Annotated in this window: 21 protein-coding genes; 15 read left to right on the forward strand and 6 right to left on the reverse strand. The window is 47.6% G+C overall.

What is annotated here, in order from left to right; all coding sequences use genetic code 11:
• Window positions 1-25: 25 nt before the first annotated feature.
• The 5 genes from RQP50_RS29245 to RQP50_RS03150 all read right to left on the reverse strand — a co-directional run bounded on the left by RQP50_RS29245 (window position 26) and on the right by RQP50_RS03150 (window position 2709).
• Complete coding sequence (locus RQP50_RS29245; RefSeq protein ID WP_366151334.1) at window positions 26-109, reverse strand: putative holin-like toxin; 84 nt, start codon at window positions 107-109, stop codon at window positions 26-28.
• Window positions 110-343: 234 nt separating this feature from the next.
• The gene (locus RQP50_RS03135; protein ID WP_315743177.1) at window positions 344-583 is read right to left on the reverse strand and encodes a DUF4318 domain-containing protein; all 240 of its coding nucleotides are present in this window, start codon (window positions 581-583) and stop codon (window positions 344-346) included.
• Window positions 584-747: 164 nt separating this feature from the next.
• Entirely contained in the window at window positions 748-1698 is a 951-nt protein-coding gene (locus RQP50_RS03140) for a GDP-mannose 4,6-dehydratase (RefSeq protein WP_315743179.1), read from the reverse strand.
• 102 nt (window positions 1699-1800) lie between these two features.
• On the reverse strand, window positions 1801-2235 hold the full coding sequence (locus RQP50_RS03145; RefSeq protein ID WP_021254540.1) for an ImmA/IrrE family metallo-endopeptidase: 435 nt from the start codon (window positions 2233-2235) through the stop codon (window positions 1801-1803).
• A gap of 39 nt (window positions 2236-2274) precedes the next feature.
• Window positions 2275-2709: a helix-turn-helix domain-containing protein gene (locus RQP50_RS03150; RefSeq protein WP_315743183.1), complete on the reverse strand. Its 435-nt coding sequence runs from the start codon at window positions 2707-2709 to the stop codon at window positions 2275-2277.
• A gap of 272 nt (window positions 2710-2981) precedes the next feature.
• Here RQP50_RS03150 and RQP50_RS03155 point away from each other — a divergent pair, with 272 nt between their 5' ends.
• From RQP50_RS03155 to RQP50_RS03180, 6 genes are all read left to right on the forward strand, one after another.
• A complete protein-coding gene (locus RQP50_RS03155; protein WP_021254542.1) occupies window positions 2982-3404 on the forward strand; it encodes an ArpU family phage packaging/lysis transcriptional regulator in 423 nt (140 codons plus the stop codon).
• A gap of 314 nt (window positions 3405-3718) precedes the next feature.
• Window positions 3719-4141, forward strand: coding sequence for a phage tail terminator family protein (locus RQP50_RS03160; RefSeq protein WP_315743187.1), 423 nt, complete (start codon window positions 3719-3721; stop codon window positions 4139-4141).
• Window positions 4134-4346 carry a hypothetical protein gene (locus RQP50_RS03165; RefSeq protein ID WP_315743188.1) on the forward strand — a complete coding sequence of 71 codons (213 nt, stop codon included), beginning with the start codon at window positions 4134-4136 and terminating at the stop codon, window positions 4344-4346. Before RQP50_RS03160 ends, RQP50_RS03165 begins: the two co-directional genes overlap by 8 nt.
• The gene (locus RQP50_RS03170; RefSeq protein WP_315743190.1) at window positions 4346-5662 is read left to right on the forward strand and encodes a phage tail sheath family protein; all 1317 of its coding nucleotides are present in this window, start codon (window positions 4346-4348) and stop codon (window positions 5660-5662) included. Before RQP50_RS03165 ends, RQP50_RS03170 begins: the two co-directional genes overlap by 1 nt.
• Before the next feature lies 1 nt (window position 5663).
• Complete coding sequence (locus RQP50_RS03175) at window positions 5664-6125, forward strand: phage tail tube protein (protein ID WP_315743193.1); 462 nt, start codon at window positions 5664-5666, stop codon at window positions 6123-6125.
• Window positions 6126-6171: 46 nt separating this feature from the next.
• Window positions 6172-6594 carry a phage tail assembly chaperone gene (locus RQP50_RS03180; RefSeq protein ID WP_021262028.1) on the forward strand — a complete coding sequence of 141 codons (423 nt, stop codon included), beginning with the start codon at window positions 6172-6174 and terminating at the stop codon, window positions 6592-6594.
• On the opposite strand, the gene RQP50_RS03185 is transcribed toward RQP50_RS03180, so the two are convergent.
• A complete protein-coding gene (locus tag RQP50_RS03185) occupies window positions 6591-6797 on the reverse strand; it encodes a hypothetical protein (RefSeq protein ID WP_072727182.1) in 207 nt (68 codons plus the stop codon). The genes RQP50_RS03180 and RQP50_RS03185 overlap by 4 nt on opposite strands.
• A 110-nt stretch (window positions 6798-6907) precedes the next feature.
• Between RQP50_RS03185 and RQP50_RS03190 the strand changes: the two genes are divergently transcribed.
• From RQP50_RS03190 to RQP50_RS03230, 9 genes are read left to right on the forward strand one after another with little or no spacing between them, the layout of a single operon-like run.
• Entirely contained in the window at window positions 6908-9238 is a 2331-nt protein-coding gene (locus RQP50_RS03190) for a hypothetical protein (protein ID WP_315743196.1), read from the forward strand.
• On the forward strand, window positions 9235-9918 hold the full coding sequence (locus RQP50_RS03195) for a peptidoglycan-binding protein (RefSeq protein ID WP_072727180.1): 684 nt from the start codon (window positions 9235-9237) through the stop codon (window positions 9916-9918). The genes RQP50_RS03190 and RQP50_RS03195 overlap by 4 nt, the downstream gene beginning before the upstream one ends.
• 31 nt (window positions 9919-9949) lie before the next feature.
• A complete protein-coding gene (locus RQP50_RS03200) occupies window positions 9950-10927 on the forward strand; it encodes an XkdQ/YqbQ family protein (RefSeq protein WP_072727179.1) in 978 nt (325 codons plus the stop codon).
• A 2-nt stretch (window positions 10928-10929) separates the two neighbouring features.
• Window positions 10930-11232 carry a DUF2577 domain-containing protein gene (locus RQP50_RS03205; RefSeq protein WP_175460694.1) on the forward strand — a complete coding sequence of 101 codons (303 nt, stop codon included), beginning with the start codon at window positions 10930-10932 and terminating at the stop codon, window positions 11230-11232.
• Window positions 11229-11651: a DUF2634 domain-containing protein gene (locus RQP50_RS03210; RefSeq protein ID WP_315743201.1), complete on the forward strand. Its 423-nt coding sequence runs from the start codon at window positions 11229-11231 to the stop codon at window positions 11649-11651. Before RQP50_RS03205 ends, RQP50_RS03210 begins: the two co-directional genes overlap by 4 nt.
• Window positions 11644-12744 (forward strand): baseplate J/gp47 family protein, encoded by a 1101-nt coding sequence (locus tag RQP50_RS03215; RefSeq protein WP_315743202.1) that lies wholly within the window; start codon window positions 11644-11646, stop codon window positions 12742-12744. Before RQP50_RS03210 ends, RQP50_RS03215 begins: the two co-directional genes overlap by 8 nt.
• A complete protein-coding gene (locus RQP50_RS03220; protein WP_315743204.1) occupies window positions 12737-13324 on the forward strand; it encodes a putative phage tail protein in 588 nt (195 codons plus the stop codon). The genes RQP50_RS03215 and RQP50_RS03220 overlap by 8 nt, the downstream gene beginning before the upstream one ends.
• Window positions 13321-13605, forward strand: a complete 285-nt coding sequence (locus RQP50_RS03225) for a ketopantoate hydroxymethyltransferase (RefSeq protein ID WP_315743206.1) — start codon at window positions 13321-13323, stop codon at window positions 13603-13605. Before RQP50_RS03220 ends, RQP50_RS03225 begins: the two co-directional genes overlap by 4 nt.
• The gene (locus RQP50_RS03230) at window positions 13605-16130 is read left to right on the forward strand and encodes a hypothetical protein (RefSeq protein WP_315743208.1); all 2526 of its coding nucleotides are present in this window, start codon (window positions 13605-13607) and stop codon (window positions 16128-16130) included. Before RQP50_RS03225 ends, RQP50_RS03230 begins: the two co-directional genes overlap by 1 nt.
• Window positions 16131-16136 lie beyond the last annotated feature (6 nt).

Here is a 16136-nt window from a genome sequence, read left to right on the forward strand (position 1 = left end):
TGCGGCTTGGAAAGAGGCGGACGGGTTACTTCTTTTTATGGAAGGACAGCATCAGGATAACAAATGTTCCGAATGACAGCATTAATGTCAATGCTTCATACATTGTCATGGCACTCACCTCCTCGAAAGAAAATGATGGACCTTCTTTCTCTGAAGATGGCGCCTCCTGCCCTTAAACCGTTTTCGTTGTCCTAGTGATTATACCATATTTTACTATATGAAAAGAGTCTGTTAGAGGCTCTTTTTCTTTTTTTACTAATTGTAATTGCTACCCAAAAGCGGCGATCTCGGCAAAAAAGAGGCTCGCCGCAATTTCAACGCTCTATGTACGTATTTCTTGCATTTATATTTCTTTGAAATGAAGGACGAAACCGGGTCTTCCGGCATTCTCGACCTGGCATTTATACACGACATCATCAATGGAAACAACGGCTGGTCGATCATATTCAATAAACTTGTAGTTTACCTTCTCTTGAACGCAATAACGCTCAATTTCATCTAAAAACTGCTGCTTGCTTTGTGGAAGTTGATCGAGCTCAACCGAAAAGCCTTTCTTCATCAGCTTCTTCCAAACATTCTTCATGATGCTTGTCCTCCTCTGCATAAATAAATAGATGATTCCTTTCCTTATCATCCATTCTACCATATTCATCCGTTCCATATGGATCGAAGAGAAAGAATATGCGACCGGCCTCAGTGGACGGAAGAAGCGGTCGCATCGGCTTATGGCGGGGGATTGCAACTAGTCTATACGCGCTCGCGCCAGTAGTTCAGCAAGTCTTTGAGGGTATGATCGAGAGGAATTTCTGGCTTCCAGCCTGTATGTTCTGTAAATTTCGAATGATCGCCAAGCAGAATTTCGACGTCGGATGGACGCATGCGGCTCGGATCTGGCACTATGTCGATCGTAATATCCGATTTAGCCAGCAGCATATCGAGCATTTCTCGAATCGTGACGCAAGAGCCGGATGCAATATTATAGCAGTCTCCAGCTTCTGCACGCTCCAGCGCGAGCCAATAAGCGCGGACAATATCGCGTACGTCGGTAAAATCGCGCTTCGCTTCCAAATTGCCCACATGGACAGTAGGTGGGCGAACGCCCTTCTCAATTTCGGCAATCTGCTTCGCGAAGTTGGACGTAACGAACTGTTCACCACGGCGAGGCCCCGTATGGTTGAAGGTTCTCGTCCGGATGACATGGAGACCGTAGCTCTTATGATATTGATAGCCAAGGTAGTCTTGAGCTGCTTTGCTCACCGCATATGGACTTAACGGACGGAGGGGGTTTTCTTCACGTATCGGAGTTTCGTGTGGTTCTACATGACCATATTCCTCACTGGAGCAGGCAATTTGAATTTTACAATCGAGATTAATGCGTCTTACCGCTTCGAAAATGTTCAATTGACCCGCAACGTTGTTGTAGATTGTATCTGCTGGCGAGTTCCAGGAGGTAGGGACGAAGCTCTGAGCGGCCAAATGAAAAATAAGATCCGGCTTCTCATTTGTAATGAGCGTTTCTACAGAGAATGCATCGCGGAGCTCACATTCTGCCAGATGAATATCGGGCAGAATGTGGCGAATGTGTTCTAGGCGGCTGCGATTGCGAATCGTGCCGATTACCTCTACATTTTTGTCCAGCAAAAATTCCGCCATATGACTTCCTACGAATCCGGAGATCCCGGTAACAAGTGCCTTCATATAACTGATCTCACCTCTCAGGTTGATAACATACACCCATAGTTCGGCATTACCCTATACTATGTGGAGTAGGCTGAAATTGGTGACGGCATTCGTACCGATTTATTCTTGCTCCGAATCTGTAGGAAGGAACCTAGCTAGTTCAGCTGGAATATCATTGCGCGCACAGTACATTTCCCGGGTTTCCCCAAGTAAGCACTCTTGATCGTGCAGCAGCAGAAGCAGAGCGAACTGATTGGCTTGGCGCTCGAACTTGCCAACATGGAACAACGTATGCTGTTCGGTAAAGAAATGCCCGATGCCTTTATGTAGTCTGTCATGGGCGAGCTCGTGAGCGCACACGAATCGCTGCCATTCGAACGGCAATTCCGAATTAATGACAATATAGCGGCGTCGGAGCTTATGGAAATAGAGGCCGCGCGTTGATTTCCCGAGATCAGCTGTTCGTACTTGAATGTTCAAATATTGTGCAAGCTGAAAAGGACAGTTCGTTTTATATTTTCGAATTAATGATCGTACAATCTTCTCTACATCCATGAGATGCACCTCGCGGATAGGTTAGTCATTGAGCCATGTTCAGCTCCGGGGCTTGCGCTTATTGCGCTTTTTCGCATCCCAGAACAAGGCCTCCAACACTTGAAGCACCCGTTCACGGTCTTCCTCCTCGATGGGAACGCCATCGAACATAATTTCTGAATCTTCCTCCAGCAACTGCCGGAAATCCTTCTTGTCTTTCCATGTGGCCCACTCAGGAATAGAATCAGATGAAGAAGTTAAGGCCAGCGGCATCGGATTGTCGATACGACCTAGCAAGTAATCGCTTGATGTATGCAGCAGATCGGCTAGTCTGCCAATGATATCGCTCGGCGGCGTCGTGCGTCCCGCTTCATAATTGGCTACATTGGCACGCTTCATATCGAGCGCGTAGGCAACATCGTCTTGCGATAAGCCTTGCTTGAGCCGCAGCTCCTTAATACGGGAACCTACAAGTTCTTTGTTCGTTACGGACATGGCTACCACCCTTATTTTACATATGTTCATAAATTCAAGATTGACGTTCATTTTATGAGCATGGTATGCTTGCAGTGTATCACACAGGAACAGGTGTTCGCAATAATTATCGGTGAGTTGTTTAGAATGAACAGCATCATTCTATAATGTTGTTTTACACAACACAAGGCCAAGTTTATCAGGACATTTCTTTTTTTATTTTACGTTATTTTAAACAACTATATTTCATAATTGTGTTATTACTAATAACTTTCACATGAGGAGCGATGAGGATGTTGGCAACGGTGAATCGGTCGGCTACGCGAAAAATGGTGGAGCAGTATTTATCTATGGCTCGTTTATACAAAAGAACAGGCATCGTACGAAGAGAGATGAAAATGACGACTTCCTATGAACCAAGATTCCACGGTGCGACGAATCAGGTAGGCAAGCCAGTAGAAGAGATTGCCCTGCACAATGTGGATAAGGAAGCATATATGAAAATGGTTCACGACAATGTCATGAAGGCGGTCGCACATCTAGGCGACATGGAGCGCGAACTAATAGAGAACTGTTATCTCAATCCACATGTACAGAAGCCAGATTATCTGCTCTGCTTTGACTTGAATGTAAGTGAGCGTACATTCCGCAGAATCAAAGCACGGGCAATTACCGAGCTGGCCTTTATGCTAGGGATAGAAGTATTCGAGGATTGATGCATGATGACGTGGAGCGTGCCTCTATCCTCTACACATCAATCAACAATTACTGAACAAGTCAGAATCAGAATGTCGTGTCTAGCAAGGCAAAGACATAGACAATGACAAGGCTAGGATGTATTGCAATTACAGGAAAGCAGTGACCGCCCGCTGGCCGGATGCTGGCACACAGGTGGACGGGACAAGGTGCTAAGATGATAGTGTGAGGTTGTGGGCATGGGGGCAGGACAACCTTGCAGGGAGGAAGGGAGAACCGTTTGCGGCGAAGCTGTATAACGGTTCTTTTGTACCGCAGGACAGGAGGTGAAGGCTTGCGAAGCAGCGAGATTCGGCAGGGGGTGCTGAGTCGGGTGCGGGAACGTTACCCAGACATCCCGGTGTTGGAGTCAGAAGAACGAATGAATGAGTTAGCGCCCTGCTTGGTCGTGAAGCTCGTTCGAGGGGAACGGACTCGTGCAGGTGAAGGCCGCTATCAAGCGCGAGCAGCCATCGAGGTCGAGTATTATCCCGAGGCAAAGGCTGCTTCCGTTCATGATGTTGCGGATGCGCTGTATGATGCGCTGGAACTGATTGAAGCAGGCGGCAGCTTATGCAGGGGGACAGGCTGGAAGCATGAGATCGTGGAACGCAAGCTGCGGTTCCAAGTGCAGTATGAGTACATGCTGACACGTTCTCGAGAGGAAATGAGCAAGATGAATGCCATGAAGCAGGAGGGACGCATTCGAGATGTCTAATGCAAACAAGCAGGACAAGCGTAATGTGGAACATGCCGAGGCTGCGGGCGAATTCGCGTTTGCGAAGGAGCAGTGGCTGGAAGCGAAATGCTGGAGTGCAGGCGAGCGAGATATGCTGCATGCGCTTCTGACAAGCAATGAGCAGTACACGAAGGCGCAGATCGATGCGATGCTACACCAATTTCAAATTCAGGAGGTAAAGTAATGGCTGGAGGAACATGGACGACGCAGAACAAGGTAAGACCAGGCGTATATGTACGCTTTCAAGGAGAGGCTGCTCCATCGGGAGCGGTTGGCGAGCGTGGGATTGTGGCACTGCCGCTGAAGCTGAGCTGGGGGCCAGCAAAAAAGGTGCTGGAATTGAACGCAGGGGAGCCGGTATTCGAGCAGCTAGGCTACGAGTTGACGGATGAGGCTCTGCTGCTGGTACGCGAGGCGTTCAAGCGCGCGAAGAAGGTGCTGTTGTATCGATTGAACGAAGGTGCTAAGGCGGCTGCAACTCACAAACAATTAAAGGTGAAAGCACGTTTTGGTGGTGTTCGCGGAAATGATATTCAGCTCGTCGTACAGGCGAATGTGAATGACAATACGAAGGTAGATGTAATCACGAAGGTTGGCGGACGTACCGTGGACAACCAAACGGTGAACCTGGCTGAACAGTTGATTGCAAATGCGTGGGTTGAATTTGAAGGTACAGGTGCGATTGAAGCAAATGCAGGTCTGCCGCTCACAGGTGGAGATGACGGCAATGTGGTGAATGCGGATCATGTATCTTTCCACGAAGCAATTGCCGTTCATGATTTTCATACGGTTGCGCTTCCTTCCTCTGATGCTGCGCTATGCTCTGTCTATGCGGTATTTGTAAAGCGTATGCGCGAAGAAGAAGGCAAGAAGATTCAGGCTGTTATGGCTCAATATCCAACTGCGAATAACGAAGGCATCATTAGTGTCAAAAATGGCGTGAAGCTGGCAGACGGCACAGTGTTGAATGCTGCTCAAGCAACAGTATGGGTGGCTGCGGCAACAGCATCGGCAGCGATGAATGAGTCATTGACGTACTCCGCTTATGAAGATGCGGTCGATGCTGATATTCGCATGACAAATTCGCAGGTGGAAGAAGCTCTGCGCAAGGGTGAATTCGTATTTGTTCATCATCTTGGTCATGCTGTGGTGGAGCAGGATATCAATACATTGACGGCCTATACGCCGGACAAAGGGCAGCCGTTCTCCAAAAACCGCGTTATTCGAGTGCTGGACGGCATCGCCAACGATATGAAGCGTATTTTCGAAACGACGTATGTCGGCAAAACGAACAACAATGAGGAAGGACGTCAACTGTTCCGTGCAGAGTGCATCGCGTATTTGGATCAGCTTGAGCGCTTGAATGCAATTCAGCCGTTTGACGCCCAGACGGATGTGCTTGTTGTGAAGGGTGAGGCTTCCGACAGTATCGTCATTCAATTGAACGTGCAGCCGGTTGACGCAGTAGAGAAAATTTACATGAAAGTGAAGGTGAAGTAAGATGGGTTTCTTACAAGCGAAGGATACGATTTCGGGACGTGAAGGCACGGCTTTTGCACAAATTAATGGTCAAAATGAAGAGATGTTCTATATTAAAACGCTGGAAGCGAAAATAGAAAAACAAAAAGCAGAAATTAAAACACTCGGCAGCCGCGCCACACAGCATAAAACCTCCGGCTGGTCGGGAACTGGCAGCATGACGATTTACTATATGACGCCATTATTCCGCAAGATGATGCTTGATTATATTAAGACCGGCAAGGATACGAACTTTACGATTAATGTGACTAACGCGGATCCTACTTCTTCGGTGGGCACGCAGACGATCATGTTGAAGAACGTGAACCTGAACAGTGTCGTTATGGCGAAGCTGGATACAGAGAGCGACGTTTTGGAGGAAGAATTGGAGTTTACGTTTGACGATGTTGATATTTTAAGCAACTTTAATGCGCCTATAGTGTAATTTAAAATAACCTAACTACCATTCAAGATGAGGAGAGCGATTGAAGATGACTACATTAAGCTATTTCTTTGCCCAAAATGCGGAACCAAATACGGAGATGCCATTCATTGTGTCCCCACGCTTCAAAGATGACAAGGGGGAGCCGGTTGCTTGGACGCTTCGCAGTATGAGCGAAGTGGAAAACGAACAGTGCCGCAAGTCTGCAACGAAGCAGGTGAAGGGCAAGGGCGGAGTTGTTACGCCGGAAATCGACTTCAATGAATATACGGCAAAGCTGATTGTGGCAAGCGTTGTGTATCCAGACTTGAAAAATGCAGAGCTTCAGCAATCTTATGGCGTTATGGGGGCGGAGGCGCTCTTGCGGAAGATGCTCCTGCCTGGCGAATATACCGGGCTGCTGCAGCAGGTGCAGACGCTGAACGGCTTCAATCAGGATATGAACGAGCTTGTCAATGACGTAAAAAACTAATTCGCGAGGGCGATGGCGAAGCGAACTATGCCTATTACGCCCTCCATAAGCTTCGCATCCTGCCGCATGAGCTGCTTGCGCTCCCGGTTCGCGAACGCGCAGCCGTCTACGCGATGATCGACATTCGTGTGGAGGAGGAGCGCAAGGCACAGCGCAGTATGCGCAAGAAGCGGTAATGTAGGCTTTGGAACAACCGCGGACATTAGAGCAGCGATTTCACAGTCGGCATGGCAATGGCAGCTCCGCTGGGGCAGCTTGGGTGCAGATGGGGAATCGCTCTCTTCATCTTGCGGACAGGGGGAGGGAAGAGTCGATGGATGAAAAGTCGTTGCAGGCTTTAAAGATAGCGGCAAAGTCAGTTCAGACTTTTGCTAGTGCTTTTGCCAAAGTGAGTACAACGATGAATCAAGCTATGAAGAAATCGGTGGAAGCCATCACTAAGACGTGGCAGAAAACTGCAACTGCGATTAATCAGTCTTGGCAAAAAGCGATGAATGCCATAAATCAGTCTTTAAAAAAGGCATCAAATACGATTGTACAGGCATGGCAAAAAGCAGCTAATGGGATATCTCAAGCATGGCAAAAGACGGCGAATCAAATCTCACAATCATGGCAGCGAACCAGTAACGGCATCAATAAGTCATGGCAGAAAACGGGTTCCAGCATGAATCAGATATGGCAGCGTGCAAATTCAGGTATAAACCGCGGATGGAAGCAGGCAGGGAACAACATCAATAGAGCGTGGCAGCAAGCTAACAATGGCATCCATAAAGGATGGAATCGTGCTACCTCTGGATACAATCGAATTCAGCAGCAGAAAACAAGGCAAGGATCTTCTAATGGAGCATCTCCAACTGAATCATCTACGGAAGATGCTCGTGAGGATAATAAACCCACAAAAGAAAGTAAAAAGGCTGACAGAATTAAAAAGGGAGCGGCCGTTCACGCTGCTGTCCGTGAGAATATTGGGAAATGGTTTGGTGGCCTAGGTTCCAAGATGCTGGGCTTCGGTCAGAATATGGGCGTGGATGCGATTAAGGGGGCAACTGAATCAGAAGATATCAGATCCCGATATAATGCTAAGTACGGAAACCGCCAGGAAGGAACGCAAGTATACGAGGCTCTCAGAGCTCAGGCACTGTTGAGTGGCAAGGATGTATCAAAATCTTTAGAGTCGGGTCTTACACTAACTTCTGTTTCCAAAAACACACAGGACTTAACTCGTATGAATGAAATGGTACAGCGTTTATCAGCTTTTCAAGCAAATGGTGACCCTACAGAAACAGCCAAGTTAATGCAAGAGGCATATTTTGGAAAGAGTGAAGGTTTGATAGAACAATTGAAAATTCCTGTGAGCGAAACAGAACAAGAAAAATTACAGTCTTTTTCAAAAAGCGGGGATTTAAATGGATTTCTGCAAACCTTTGATGCGCTAATGGCAAAAGCCAACATGAGCAAGGCTTCTCTTGAAATGTTGATGGATAGTCCTGCTCGTAAGTGGGAAGAAACAGTTAATCGGTTCAATGGATTGTTGGGCGCAGCTGGAGAGAATGCTGTGCAAATGTTTACCCCAATGCTGGATCTGTTGAATCAAGCATTCCAGACAGGGCAATTTGATAACTTCTTTGCCGTACTGAGCGGAGGGTTAGCTATTATTGCACAATTGGCCTCTTGGGTAGTTGAGGGATTCTTATGGTTGGTCGATGTATTTAATAATAATTTGCCGTTAATCTTACCGATACTGGGTGCCATTATTGGCGCTTTGATGATGTACTATACGATAATGACGATTATTGTAGTGGTGACACAAATATCTGCAGCAATGCAGACTCTGTGGAACGCCATTATGGCACTAAATCCGGTTACGATCGTTATCTTGGCTTTAGTTGCTTTGATCGGAGCTTTTCTAGCATTAATTGCTGTTATGGAACCAGTACGCGAAGGGTTTGCTAATGCACTTCGGTCTATGGGCCAAATGGTAGCTGGATTTGTTGCTGGAGCAATACAAGCCTTTACTTGGCTTGTAAATAAGGCATTTGACATGATTAATTTCCTCTTAGAAGGCGTTAACAGGGTCGCTAATGCCATCGGCAGCATTCTTGGAATTAAAGAAAAGCTGGATATAAAGCTGGAGCACATTAAAACTGATGAGTTTCAATCAGACATTAGTGCCACGATTGAAGGGGGCTTTAATGCTGCTGCTGATGGTGTTGAAAATTTCTCTGTCGATAACTTCAAAAAGAAATTCGGAATTGACAACTTAACTAAACTTACGAAGTCGAATAACTCTTACAAACCTGAAAAACTGCCTGAATTGCCGAAGGCACCGGAAACAATGCCTGGCACCACCGGAGGAGTCATGCCGGGATTAAATCCTGGCGCTACAATGAACATCCCGAAAGTAGGCGAAGTCGGCAAAGTAGGCGCTATCGATAATAAAGTCGAAATTACGGACGAAAGCATTGAAATGATGCGCGACTTGGCGGAAATGGATGCCATCCAGAACTTCGTATCTTTGACCCCGACGGTTCAGGTGAACACTGGTGACATCCATCAAGGCTTCGATATGGACACATTAATCAATCGCATCGAGAAAAAGTTGGAGGAAGAATTCGTGTCGACGGCGGAAGGGGTGTACGGATGAGCGGATACCATATCTATTTGAGTTTTAACAATCAAGAGAAGGTTATCGAGCTGCCTGTAAATCCGTCTCAGCTGGAAATCAGCGAAGCGGGGAACTTGCAGTCCTTCGATATTGTCGGTATCGGGGAAGTTGTGAGCATCCATACGCCGAAGCTGGCTGATATTCAATTCAGCAGCATTTTTCCGCTTCATCATGGGCCCTACGTCCATATTTCGCCAGAGAAGCTGCTGCCGCCTAGTGATTATATCATTCAACTGCGTGAATGGATGGAGACGAAGCGTCCGATTCGTTTCGTGCTTACGACGCCGACCTTCCATATGAATCTAGCTATGGCCATTGATAAATTCACTTGGCGTGAAGTTGCTGGCAGTGTTGGGGATTTGGAGTACGACATTTCCTTGAAGCTGTATAAATTTTATGCAGCCAAAAAGGTGAAGCTGGATGGGAAGCTGACAAGTGCGACTAATGTGCCAAAAACGTCGCAGCCGCGTCCGGATGAGCGTAAAGGAACAAGCGAGTATATGACGCAGCCGGGGGATAAGCTGAGTTTGCTTGCCCAAAAGTTTTTCAACGATACCAGAAAGGCAATCGACATTCAAAGACTGAACGGCATCTCAGCAGATGAGGCTCTGCATGAACTGGAACCGAATCGTATTCTGCGACTTCCTCGAAAGCAATGAGACACAGCGACGTAGGAGGTGAATATTTGAAATGAACAGGTTGGAAGTGTTGGTCGATAATCGTAATGGCAATGCGTGGGACATGTCACAGCTTATCTCGAGCATGACGTGGTCGACCTCCCGTGTTGGCAAGCCTGCCAGCATATCGATTTCCTTTAGTAAGGGAGCCATATTTCAGGATCGCAGCTTTACCATCAATAATGGTGATATTATCCGAGTGCAAGAAGATGGGGTGCCTGTATTTTACGGCTATGTGTTCAGCATAGAAACGGATGAGAGCAATACTGTAAAGCTGACTGCTTATGATCAGATGCGCTATTTGATGGTGAACGACTGGTGCATGCTTAAAAACGTGACCGCTACTGAAATCATTCGATATATTGCCAAAAAATTCGATATCAAGCTTGGAGAGTTAGCAGATACGAAGTATAAGATCCCAACTTTTATGGAGGACAACAAGAAGCTCTTGGATATGATGTTCCGTGCGCTTGATTTCACCCTAAACTCTACCAAAATCATCTATGTGCTGTATGACGACTTCGGCAAACTTACGCTGCGGGAAGCGAAAAGTTGGATGCCGGATTACGGGATTGGCGAAGAGAGTCAGATGACGAGCATATCCTATAAGGCCAGCATAGATGATGGGACGTATAACTATATCAAAATGTATCGGGACAATCCGGAAAAAGGTGTACGTGAAACTTTTATATCAAAAGATAGTAACAATATGGCGAAATGGGGACATCTGCAGCTGTACAAAAAGATAGATGACAAGATGAATCAGGCTCAAATCCAACAGCTTGGAGATAACTTGCTGAAGCTCCATAACCATGAGAAGAAAACATTAAAAGTGAACGCTGTAGGGGATGTGCGCATTCGAGCCGGAATGAACATCCCTATTTTTGCGCCTGAACAGAATGTGGATCTGCGAAACAAGCTCATTGAAGAGTGCTCCCAGGAGTGGAGCGGTTCAGGGCATACGATGTCATTAACGTTGAAGGAGATTTAGCAATGAGGATGATGCTGGACATTATTAAAAAAGCGGGTGTCGGAGCGGTAGAGGCATCTAGTCCGGTTGCACTGTTGTATGGTGTGGTGCTCAGTGTGTCACCCTTGGAGGTGCAGGTAGAACAGCGCTTCACCTTGCCGGAGTCCGCTCTCGTCATTACGGAACAGCTTACCGAGCACAAGGTGCGTGTCGGTGGGGAAGAGATTACGATTCGTGAGGGATTGTACGTAGGAGACAAACTGCTGTTAGTCCGTATGCAGGGAGGACAAAGCTATGTTGCCCTTGATAGGGTGGTGGGGGCATGATCCCGAAGTCAAGGTTCGAGTTGGAGAATGAAGATATACCCGTAATGTTGGAGTATACGGAACAGCCTACGCGCACCTATCGGCTGGATATGGAAGCAGGGCGCATTTTGGGAATGACAGATGGCTTGGAAGCGATGCGTCAAGCCGTGCTTAAGATATTGTTGACCGAACGATTTGAATATTTGATATATAGCCCAGATTATGGCTCTGAGCTTCGCGCGCAGATTGGTTACAGTTTGGGCTTCATAAAGTCGGAGCTGGAGCGCACGATATCCGAAGCACTGCTTCAGGATGATCGAATTTTGCGCGTAGGCGAGTTTGCCTTTGAACAAACGGGAGACGCTTTACAAGTTCATTTTAAGGTAGAGACGGTTCTAGGGCAGTTAGCAATGACGAAGGAGGTGAAGTTGGATGGCTGAATGGGAACAAGGTGCTTGGAACGTGCCTCGATTGGAGGACATTATGGAGCGGATGCTGGAACGCGTTCCGTATGACGTGGACAAGCGGGAAGGCAGTATCATTTACGATGCGCTTGCCCCGATTGCTCTGGAATTGGTACAGGCTTATACGGACTTGCATTTTCAAAATGAGCTGTCGTATGCAGATACATCAAGCGGCGAATATTTGGAGCGGCGCACGGCTGAATATGGCGTGAAGCGCAAGCCGGCTACAACAGCCAAACGCAAGGGGCTGTTTTATGATGCGGCAGGCAAGCCATTCGATGTGCCATTGCGGTCTCGTTTTGCAACGATTGAGCTTCATTATGTAGTCATCGAACGATTATCGGCAGGTGTGTTCGTGCTCAAATGTGAAGAGAAGGGCGCCAAAGGTAATGAATACTACGGCTCCTTGATGCCGGTGGATTACGTGGATGGTCTTGCCCGAGCCGAATTAGCGGAGGTGATTGCGCCAGGCGCGGATTCGGAGTCGGATGAATCACTGCGCCGTCGTTTCTTCGAGGCCGTGAATGAACAGCCATTCGGGGGCAATGCAGCCGACTACAAGAAGAAGGTGACCTCTCTTTTAGGCGTTGGCGGCGTGAAAATATTCCCGGTATGGAAAGGCGGGGGCACGGTAAAGTGCACCATCATTTCGAGCAGCTTCGAATCTCCATCTGCTGAGCTGGTGAAGGATGTGCAGACGATCATCGACCCAGAGGTGAATCAAGGGAAGGGGATGGGCTTCGCGCCTATCGGCCATACCGTCACCATTAAGGGCGCAGAGTCCGTAAGCATTCATGTATCGACGACGCTTACACTTGAAGCGGGAATATCCGTGTCACAGGTGAAGGAGGATGTTGAAAAAGTGATCGCCGATTACCTGCGGACGTTGCGCATGAGTTGGAAAGAGGAAGACCGAACCGTCGTGCGTGTAAGTCAGCTGGAAGCGCGTATTCTGAATGTAAAGGGTATCGCGGATATTGCGGATACGAAGCTGAACGGCAAGGGAGCCAATGTGGAGCTGGACACGGAAGAGCTTCCGGTCATGGGGACGGTGACCTTGAATGGCTGAACCGTTACTGAAGCGTTTGCCAGACTTTTACCATGACGTGAAGGAAATGGTTCTGCTTATGGAGACGCAGGATGGAGAGAAGGAGAAGCTGCTGGCCGCCATGCAAAGGCTGTTTGACGATCAATTCGTCATGACAGCTAGTGAGGATGCGATTGCAAGGCGGGAGAGGATGCTGAATATTCTCCCGGATCGCGATGCGGAATCGATCGATTTCCGGCGCAGACGGATCATTAACCGCTACACGACGAAGCCGCCGTTTACGATTCGATATTTGCAGGAGAAGCTGGACTTTTTGCTTGGCAAGGACAAGGCTCGGGCTGTTATAGATGCGGACGCCTTCCTGCTGCGCATCGTTGCCAACATTACAGATGCCGCTGTATTCAAGGAGGTCGGGTACACGGTATACGCAGTGAAGCCTGCCAACTTGGTCTATCAACAGGAGACGGCACTGCTATCCAATGTAGGAGTGAATGAGAACATATACCGCTTGGATTTGAAGCGGACGACAAGGCTTTCAACCACGTGGAAGCTGGGGCGTTCGCCATTTGCCGAGCGCGGGCCGGAGGTGCAGATCAAATGATTGAATCAACGTTGCTGGCAGAACTGGCGACCCATGTCAACACGCGAATTGCCAAGGTTGTGCTGAATAAAAAGTATGAGATTACAGAGTTTACGGTGAAGCAAGTATCGAAGAGCGTCGTCAATCTGGAATATATGATTCCGTTTGGATCTGTGGACAGCGTAGCGCTGATCGAGCTTCGGGCTGCGGACGGCACGGTGCTGACGTCGAATGACGTCTACATCCCGCTTACGTCCGATACAATCATTAAGCAGCCGATTACAGTGAAGGAGGTGGCCTAATGCCATACGAGGCGAAGACAAACTGGAAGTACGATGACACTGTCACGGAAAAGGATCTAAACCGCATCGAGCAAGGTCTGAAGGACGCCCATGTGGCGGAGTATAAGGATATTACGCTGAAGCCAGGCGTGCAGATCGTGGATGTCCCTGAGGATACGCCTTTCCGTATGGGGGAGATTCGCGGGCGGACGCTGATCAATTTGCTTGGACGAGCTGGTAGATGTGACGATAAGAAACTATGGGGTATGTGGCAGGCGTCACTTGACAAAGGTAGTGCATTCAAAGGGATATGCGTTGACGTAATGGATGGTTTCAACGACGGCGCGGCATTTTTTCTAATTAACAACGTAAAGCATGGACGATCCTTCATTATTGTTGGAAATGCCGAACATAACGTAAATGCACAAGGCGCAAGATTTGGAGCTACGTTTTACACGGGAGATAAGGTAGTTGACAACACAGTCGTGTCAAAAAAAACGTCTGAAACATCTGTCCGCCAGCCGATTCATCTCGTATTTTCTATTCCTTCAGGAGTAGATAGTTTCACCGTAAACATGGGTGTAGTTGCGAATGAAGCCAAAGCACGAGGGTGTTTTGATTCTGTTCGAGTTTACGAAATTCCTTCGTCAGAAGTGGTGAGACTGACCAGCATGAAATCCGAAGATGTCGCAGAACTGTATCCATATACGGAGTCGATCACAAACGTCACGAATCCGTATGCTATTGCGACGAGCGGCAATCTACTACCACCGTTTACGGAATGGGAACATGGGATAGCTCCTGGTGACAATTATGCCATTTCGGAGCCTTACGCTGTGACGATAGATGCGTTAAAGGTCGGGGGATCATTCATGAGATATTATGTTCCGGTGTCTAAATCGTCCGTTTATACCTTTACAGTTGAATCTCAAGGCACTAACTCCCTTGCATATGTGTACCTATGTAAGTCGGACAAATCCCGTATAGATAACGTGAAACTAAAGGGAACAGTTACAACGACGGATGGATCCGCTTGGCTTGAAGTAGTGTTAAATACTCTCGATAGTACGGGCACATCTCCCGTTATTGGTACAGCTAAATACCGAAATCCGATGCTCGTACCCGGTGATAAACCGCAGCCATTCGCGCCACAATCACGTAGCATGTGGGCAGCCGAATGCCAACTCGCCGCTAATCCGGTTGATGGAACGAATGCGGACGTGTTGTACGTGGGTGACGATGGGCTTCCATATGTAATGGAAAAGTGGAAGAAGGTAACGCTGGATGGCTCACAAGGATGGAATGCAGATAAAGATTTCGACGGATTCAAACGTACTCGTATTCCGGATTTTACGGGTGCGAACAACGCCACGTACTCGCAATACCTAACCAAGTATGACGGAAGTGTATTGTTGAAAGACGGAAGAGTCGATACTGTCGATACTTTTGAATTACAACCAGGCACAGGTTATTTATATCTAACCATCTCAAACAAAGATAGCGGATGGGGGGACAAATACACGCCGACAGCCGACGAAATCAAAGCGTATTTCTTAGGCTGGCGAATGTATGATAAATCACAGGGTGCTACTAGTGTGTACAATCGTACAGACGGTTTAAATAAGAGTTGGGCTTATCGTCATCCACTCGGAGCAGACGGACTCACCGGGGGAACAGAAACGCTACCAACGACACAAGCGCCAATTACAGCAACATGGCAGCCATACCGTCTCCAATTTCTAAAAGCGAAGCCAACGATTGAACCCGTTTGCAATTACGAAACTGGTCTGACGCTAGGAAAAGGCTGGAACATGGTTGAAGTCGGCAGCGGCGTTGTGATTCGAGAGAAGGCGAATCCTAAAGGCGACGACACGAACATGTATTTACATTCTAGGGGGCACGGTAACAGGTTAAAATACTTAGTTGGGGGTATCAATGGTATTTACCGAAATGGACGTATAGACACAGCATGGGCTTATTATGACAGCTCAATGTCTATCGATTACGGAGTAAAAAATGCGCAGTGTCCATTAAATAGCTACGACCCTACCGCAGTCTACCACGTAACATACACGATGCTAGACCCTACGCTATCAGCGTCATTCAGTGGTAGCATAGCGACGAATTTATGCGGCGCGGTAACGGACGTAGTACAGTGGGCGAACGATGTAGAACGTAGGCTCAGCGTGGTGGAGACGAAAAAGGACGAGAAGGACACACCACCTCAGTGGATTAAGGCAACACTTATCAATGGAGCTATATCTTATTCGCCAGAGTTTACACCTTACTACTGCAAAGACAGTTTCGGCGTAGTCCGATTCAAAGGAGCCATAAAATCAATAGCCGCACTTACTGTATTTTTAAAGCTCCCAAGTACGTTTCGCCCTAATTACTTTAGAAACATCCCGTCTGACTCATGGAACAACAACGGAACCCGTGGCAATTGTTCTTTTAATGTAAATCCAGATGGAGATTGTGTACTTACAGGAACTCCCGGCGAAAGTGGAGTATCACTGGACGGTATTTCATTTTTAGCCGAACACTAAGGAGGA

This window comes from Paenibacillus suaedae, from assembly GCF_032337355.1.
GTDB classification, from domain to species: domain Bacteria; phylum Bacillota; class Bacilli; order Paenibacillales; family Paenibacillaceae; genus Paenibacillus_B; species Paenibacillus_B suaedae.

Coding starts and splice junctions, on each gene's coding strand:
- RQP50_RS29245 (WP_366151334.1), bottom strand. CDS start 109: ATGACAATGTATGAAGCATTGACATTAATGCTGTCATTCGGAACATTT.
- RQP50_RS03135 (WP_315743177.1), bottom strand. CDS start 583: ATGAAGAATGTTTGGAAGAAGCTGATGAAGAAAGGCTTTTCGGTTGAG.
- RQP50_RS03140 (WP_315743179.1), bottom strand. CDS start 1,698: ATGAAGGCACTTGTTACCGGGATCTCCGGATTCGTAGGAAGTCATATG.
- RQP50_RS03145 (WP_021254540.1), bottom strand. CDS start 2,235: ATGGATGTAGAGAAGATTGTACGATCATTAATTCGAAAATATAAAACG.
- RQP50_RS03150 (WP_315743183.1), bottom strand. CDS start 2,709: ATGTCCGTAACGAACAAAGAACTTGTAGGTTCCCGTATTAAGGAGCTG.
- RQP50_RS03155 (WP_021254542.1), top strand. CDS start 2,982: ATGTTGGCAACGGTGAATCGGTCGGCTACGCGAAAAATGGTGGAGCAG.
- RQP50_RS03165 (WP_315743188.1), top strand. CDS start 4,134: ATGTCTAATGCAAACAAGCAGGACAAGCGTAATGTGGAACATGCCGAG.
- RQP50_RS03170 (WP_315743190.1), top strand. CDS start 4,346: ATGGCTGGAGGAACATGGACGACGCAGAACAAGGTAAGACCAGGCGTA.
- RQP50_RS03175 (WP_315743193.1), top strand. CDS start 5,664: ATGGGTTTCTTACAAGCGAAGGATACGATTTCGGGACGTGAAGGCACG.
- RQP50_RS03180 (WP_021262028.1), top strand. CDS start 6,172: ATGACTACATTAAGCTATTTCTTTGCCCAAAATGCGGAACCAAATACG.
- RQP50_RS03185 (WP_072727182.1), bottom strand. CDS start 6,797: ATGTCCGCGGTTGTTCCAAAGCCTACATTACCGCTTCTTGCGCATACT.
- RQP50_RS03190 (WP_315743196.1), top strand. CDS start 6,908: ATGGATGAAAAGTCGTTGCAGGCTTTAAAGATAGCGGCAAAGTCAGTT.
- RQP50_RS03195 (WP_072727180.1), top strand. CDS start 9,235: ATGAGCGGATACCATATCTATTTGAGTTTTAACAATCAAGAGAAGGTT.
- RQP50_RS03200 (WP_072727179.1), top strand. CDS start 9,950: ATGAACAGGTTGGAAGTGTTGGTCGATAATCGTAATGGCAATGCGTGG.
- RQP50_RS03205 (WP_175460694.1), top strand. CDS start 10,930: ATGAGGATGATGCTGGACATTATTAAAAAAGCGGGTGTCGGAGCGGTA.
- RQP50_RS03210 (WP_315743201.1), top strand. CDS start 11,229: ATGATCCCGAAGTCAAGGTTCGAGTTGGAGAATGAAGATATACCCGTA.
- RQP50_RS03215 (WP_315743202.1), top strand. CDS start 11,644: ATGGCTGAATGGGAACAAGGTGCTTGGAACGTGCCTCGATTGGAGGAC.
- RQP50_RS03220 (WP_315743204.1), top strand. CDS start 12,737: ATGGCTGAACCGTTACTGAAGCGTTTGCCAGACTTTTACCATGACGTG.
- RQP50_RS03225 (WP_315743206.1), top strand. CDS start 13,321: ATGATTGAATCAACGTTGCTGGCAGAACTGGCGACCCATGTCAACACG.
- RQP50_RS03230 (WP_315743208.1), top strand. CDS start 13,605: ATGCCATACGAGGCGAAGACAAACTGGAAGTACGATGACACTGTCACG.